The organism is Alicyclobacillus mali NBRC 102425, assembly GCF_001570745.1.
Lineage (GTDB): Bacteria > Bacillota > Bacilli > Alicyclobacillales > Alicyclobacillaceae > Alicyclobacillus > Alicyclobacillus mali.
This window is the reverse complement of sequence record NZ_BCSG01000074.1, coordinates 1-1,556: the sequence shown is the minus strand read 5'-3', so window position 1 is coordinate 1,556 and position 1,556 is coordinate 1. Positions and strand designations below refer to the sequence as shown.

General features: G+C 65.7%; 1 protein-coding gene. It reads left to right on the top strand.

Annotation, left to right across the window (positions count from 1 at the left end; genetic code table 11):
* Positions 1 to 3: 3 nt before the first annotated feature.
* A partial coding sequence (araB, locus tag AMA01_RS13420) for a ribulokinase (RefSeq protein WP_376738347.1) occupies positions 4 to 1,556 on the top strand: 1,553 nt, incomplete at its 3' end.

Sequence of the window (1,556 nt, the reverse complement as noted above, 5' to 3'; positions counted from 1 at the left end):
GAGATTGGGACAGGTCGCGAGATTGCGACAGCCGTGAAGGAGTACACGCATGGCGTGATGGACGAGTACCTGCCGGATGGGGTGACGCGCCTGGGACCCGACTGGGCGCTCCAGCATCCGCGCGATTATGTGGAGGTTCTTGAGGAGACGATTCCTCGGCTGCTCCGCGAGTCGGGCGTGCGGCCGGAGGACGTGATCGGAATCGGCATCGACTTCACGTCCTGTACGATGTTGCCAATCCGGGCCGACGGTACGCCGCTGTGCTTGGAGCCGCGCTTTGAGCGGCATCCGCATGCGTACGTGAAGCTGTGGAAGCACCATGCCGCGCAGGACGAAGCGAACAAGTTGAACGACATCGCGCGCGAGCGCGGGGAGGCGTTTCTCGCGCGCTACGGCGGCAAGATTTCGTCGGAATGGATGATCCCGAAGATCTGGCAGATTCTCGACGAGGCGCCGGAGATCTACGATGCGGCGGACGCCATGGTGGAGGCGACCGACTGGATCGTGATGCAGCTGACGGGCAAACTCGTGCGCAGCTCGTGCCCGGCGGGGTACAAGTCCATTTGGCACAAGCGGACAGGATATCCGGACCCCGACTTCTTCAGGGCTCTTCATCCGCGCCTGGAGCACGTCGTGGACGAGAAGCTGTGGGGGCCCATCCTGCCCATTGGATCGCGGGCAGGAGAGCTGACGGAGGCGATGGCGCGCCGCATCGGACTCTTGCCCGGGACGCCGGTGGCCGTGGGCAACGTGGATGCGCACGTGTCGATGCCGGCGGTCGGGATCACCGAGCCGGGCAAGATGCTGATGATCATCGGCACGTCGACCTGCCACGTCCTGTTGGGGACGGAGGAGCGCGCGGTGCCGGGCATGTGCGGCGTGGTCGAGGACGGGATCATCCCGGGGTACATGGGGTATGAGGCTGGGCAGTCCTGCGTCGGAGACCACTTCGAGTGGTGGGTTGAGAACGGGGTGCCGCCGGCGTACTGGGACGAAGCGCGGCGCGAGGGCATCGGCATCCACGATCTCCTGACGCAAAAGGCGGCGAAGCTGAGACCGGGCGAGACGGGGCTTCTCGCGCTCGACTGGTGGAACGGGAACCGATCCACGCTCGTCGACGCGGACCTCACGGGTCTTCTGATAGGCGCGACGCTCGCGACAAAGCCGGAGGACATCTATCGGGCGCTGATTGAGGCGACCGCGTACGGCACGCGGATGATCGTCGAGACCTTCCGCGCGAGCGGCGTGCCGGTCGACGAGATGTACGCGTGTGGCGGGATTGCGCAGAAGAACGCGCTGATGATGCAGATCTACGCGGACGTGCTCAACATGCCCATCTACATCGGCGCATCGACGCAGGCGCCGGCGCTCGGCGCGGCGATGTTCGGCGCCGTGGCGGCGGGGAAGGCGCGCGGCGGATACGACTCCATTGAGGAAGCGGCGCGGGAGATGGGCAGCGTGCGCGAAAAGCCGTACGTTCCGAACCCGAGCGCCGTCAAGGTGTACGACGAGCTGTACCGCGAGTATGCGCGCTTGTATGACTACTTCGGCCGCGG